Below are 3,844 nucleotides of genomic sequence, written 5' to 3'. Positions count from 1 at the left end.
GGGCTGAATGAAGTGTCAGTCCTCACCGGTTCCGCGTTGCGAATCCTGCACATTCGTCTGGCAATCAATGGTGAGATCGTTACGACGTACCGGTGCGACGGTTTGATCATCAGTACTCCCGTGGGATCCACGGCGCACAGTCTGGCTGCGGGTGGACCGCTGCTGCGTCAGGACCTGCAGGCCTTTGTGATCACGCCCATCTGTCCGCACACCCTGACCAATCGTCCGCTGGTTGACCGAGCCGATTGTGTCTACACGTTGACTCTGCCCGAAGTCCCTCACGGGGCGACGCTGGTGATCGATGGCCAGATCAAGGAACGGCTGCAAGAGGGAGACCGGATCGAAATCCGGCGGGCCGATGTGAGCTTTCAACTTGCGCGGCTGCTCGATCACAGTTACTACGACACGCTCCATCGAAAGTTGGGCTGGGGTGGGCAGACTGTTTACGAAAAGCGTTCCAACCTGAAGGGCTCGTGAAACGTCGAATTTCCCTCGCTCCGGAGAGCTTCGTATACTATTGTGAGTTGGCCAAGCCGACCGCCAATGAACTTTACTCGAGCGAACCATGCCCTTTTCCGAAACAATCCGGACGATTCGACTGGCAATGAAGAGCTTGCTTCTGCACAAGCTCCGATCGGGCCTGACAATGCTCGGGATCGTGTTCGGGGTCTTCTCTGTGATCGCGATGCTCGCGATCGGCGAAGGTGCCAGTGCTCAGGCTCAACAGCAGGTCCTGGCGCTGGGGGCAACCAATATCATTATTCTCACCGTGAAGCCCCCGGCAGATACCCAGTCTTCGGGCAGCGGTGGCAATCGTGGTGGACGCTCTGGCTTCGTTGTTCCGCAATACGGTCTGCTGAGAAGCGACTATGATCTGTTGACGAAGACAATCCCGACGATTACCGGCGCCGTCCGCATGCGTGAAATCGTCAGCGAAGCCCGGTATCTGCAGAACACGATCAACGCGCGTCTGGTGGGAAGCACTGCAGAATACATGGACATGAACCAACTGGTGGTCATGCGGGGCCGTTTTCTCACAAATGAAGATGAGGACCTGGTGGCGAACGTCGCGGTCCTGGGAGCGGAAACCGCGGCGACGCTCTTCCCGTTCGAAGATCCGATTGGCAAAGCGGTCCTGGTCAGAAACGCCCGTTACATGATTGTCGGGGTGATGAAGTCGCGTACCTCATCGGCAGCCATCGGGGGGAGCTTTTCGGGGCAGGAGTACAACAAGGATATCTACATTCCTCTCAGCACGTTCCGAAGCCGGATCGGGGACATGGTATTCACCCGCATGAGTGGAACGTTCTCTGCGGAGCAGGTGGAACTCAATCAGATCACGCTGAAAGTGCGGTCGCGTGACGATGTGGTTCCGACGTCGGAAGTGGTGAAAGAATCACTGAAGCGGACGCATGCAGGAAAGGCTGACTTTGATGTCATCGTCCCGCTGGAACTGCTGAAACAGGCCGACCAGATTCGTCAGATCTTCAATATTGTGCTCGGTTCGATCGCCGCCATCAGTCTGGTGGTGGGTGGCATTGGCATCATGAACATCATGCTGGCGACCGTCACCGAACGGACGCGTGAAATCGGGATTCGTCGAGCGCTGGGAGCACGTCAACGTGACATCATCAACCAGTTTCTCATGGAAACAATTGTGCTTTCCGGTGCCGGGGGGATTATCGGCATTTTGATGGGACTGGCGACGCCATTGGCGTTTTACGGGATCAAGCACGTGGTGCAGAATTACATTCTCGATCGAACTTCGGGCGATTCGCCGATGGCCAAGATGTTCACCGATATGGAACCCCGGATCGCGATCTGGAGTCTTCCAGTTGCGTTTGGGATCTCGGTGTCGATCGGAGTCATGTTCGGAATCTATCCCGCCCGTTCTGCCGCCCGGATGGACCCCATCGAAGCGTTGCGGCACGAATAAGATCTGGCCATGATTTGAATCCCTCAACGACACTGATCGTCCGTTGAAATCTCTCTTTGTAAATCGGAACTGAAGATGGGTCCCTCGCCGTTCGTTCGTTTGCATCAGAATGATAATATCGCCGTGGCCGCGCGACATGTTCCGCTGGGAACATCGTTCCGGTTTGAAGACTCGAACGAGTTCTTTGCTCGAGAAGCGATCGACATGGGGCACAAGATTGCCTTGCAGCCGATCGAACAAGGGCAACCAATTAAGAAGTTCGGCCAGACGATCGGGTTTGCCTCGCAGCCCATCCCCGCCGGAAGCTGGGTCCATGTCCACAACGTCGTCGCGGGAAATCTGAGCCTCGACTACGCATTCTGTTCGGAAGTTCCCCCGGAACCGAGTCTGATTGAAGGCCGTACGTTTCAGGGGTATCGCCGCCAGAATGGCAAGTTCGGGACGAGAAACTACATCGGGATCGTCTCGACCGTGAACTGTTCGGCAACGACCTCCAAGTATGCAGCGGACAAGTTCAACCAGGAATTGCTTGCCGAATTTCCCAATGTCGACGGGGTCGTGCCCCTGATCCACAAAGGTGGCTGCGCCATTCAATACGGCGGTGAGGACCATCAGCAGTTGACGAGAACGCTGGCGAATGTGGCGCGCCATCCTAATATCGGCGCTTACATCGTCATCGGACTGGGATGCGAGACTGCTCAAGCGTCATTCCTGATGGAGAACGGAGGCCTGCTGCAACTGGGGAACTCCCCTTCCCCGAATCAGCCGCTGGTGATGAACATTCAGGATCAGGGAGGTGTGGCCAAGACGGTGGCGCGGGCGGTGGCACAGATTCGAGAAATGCTGCCGGAAGTAAATCGGGCCCGTCGCGAGGCGATTCCGGTTGCCGAGCTGATGCTGGGACTGGAATGCGGTGGAAGCGACGGCAACAGTGGTACGACGGCGAATCCAGCACTGGGTCACTGCAGCGACATGCTGGTGGCACACGGCGGGACTTCGGTCCTTTCGGAAACGCCCGAAATCTACGGTGGCGAGCACCTGCTGACGCGGCGATCCGTCACTCGTGAAGTGGGTGAAGCACTGCTGGAACGAATTCGGTGGTGGGTCGACTACACCGCCAAGTTTGGTCAGCGGATCGATATCAATCCATCGGTCGGTAACAAGAAAGGTGGCCTCACCACCATCTACGAAAAGTCGCTCGGAGCCATCGCCAAGGGAGGAACTTCTGCTCTGAAGGGTGTCTACCTTTACGGCGAAGCGATCAATCAAAAAGGATTTGTCATCATGGACACCCCCGGCTACGACCCCGCGTCGGTGACCGGGCTGGTCGCTGGGGGAGCACATGTGGTCTGCTTTACCACGGGCCGCGGAAGCTGTTACGGGTGCAAGCCGGTACCAACTATCAAGATTGCCACGAATACCCCGATGTATGACCGGATGATTGATGACATGGACATCAACGCAGGCAAAATCCTGGACGGTGTTCCGCTGGAAGAGGTTGGACGTGAGATCTTCGAAGAAGTCATCGCCGTCGCCAGCGGTAAGAAAACGAAGAGTGAACTGCAGGGGATCGGCGACGAAGAATTCCATCCCTGGACGTTTGGTCCTACAACCTGATCCCGGATCTGGCCGTAACCGCCGGCGAGCGAATCGAATGATTCTCTCGCTGTGACGTGAGAATAAAAGTCCCCTGAAGCAATCAATAGACGCTTCAGGGGACTTTTTCATACGATTGGAGGGCGTAACTTGCCCCATTGATCACACGATCGCTCAGAGCTCACCCTGTCAATTCGACTGGCCGTTGAAATGGCGATTCAGGAGTGCCATGTTCTTCCGGTTGGCCTTCCAGGCTGCGTCAAAGACGTCGCCCACTAGCGGAACGGCACCCACTGAAACGTCGACAACGAC

4 protein-coding genes are annotated in these 3,844 nt (G+C 56.6%); 3 read left to right on the top strand and 1 reads right to left on the bottom strand.

Translation table 11 applies throughout. From position 1 onward, the window contains the following. The 3 genes from VGE80_RS23090 to VGE80_RS23080 form a co-directional block, all read left to right on the top strand. Window positions 1–477, top strand: a 477-nt coding sequence (locus VGE80_RS23090; protein ID WP_440594287.1) for an NAD(+)/NADH kinase, incomplete at its 5' end; no start/stop codon positions are given. Window positions 478–604: 127 nt separating this feature from the next. Further along, window positions 605–1,936 (top strand): ABC transporter permease, encoded by a 1,332-nt coding sequence (locus VGE80_RS23085; protein ID WP_440594286.1) that lies wholly within the window; start codon window positions 605–607, stop codon window positions 1,934–1,936. Between the two features lie 75 nt (window positions 1,937–2,011). Then, entirely contained in the window at window positions 2,012–3,553 is a 1,542-nt protein-coding gene (locus VGE80_RS23080; RefSeq protein ID WP_440594285.1) for a UxaA family hydrolase, read from the top strand. Window positions 3,554–3,721: 168 nt separating this feature from the next. Here the strand turns inward: VGE80_RS23080 and VGE80_RS23075 are convergent. Further along, a partial coding sequence (locus tag VGE80_RS23075; RefSeq protein ID WP_440594288.1) for a DUF4112 domain-containing protein occupies window positions 3,722–3,844 on the bottom strand: 123 nt, incomplete at its 5' end.

It is taken from the genome of Schlesneria sp. (assembly GCF_036405755.1).
In the GTDB taxonomy this organism is placed as follows: Bacteria; Planctomycetota; Planctomycetia; order Planctomycetales; family Planctomycetaceae; genus Schlesneria; species Schlesneria sphaerica.
Note: the sequence above shows the minus strand (reverse complement) of the source record. Positions and strands in the feature narration are given on the sequence as shown.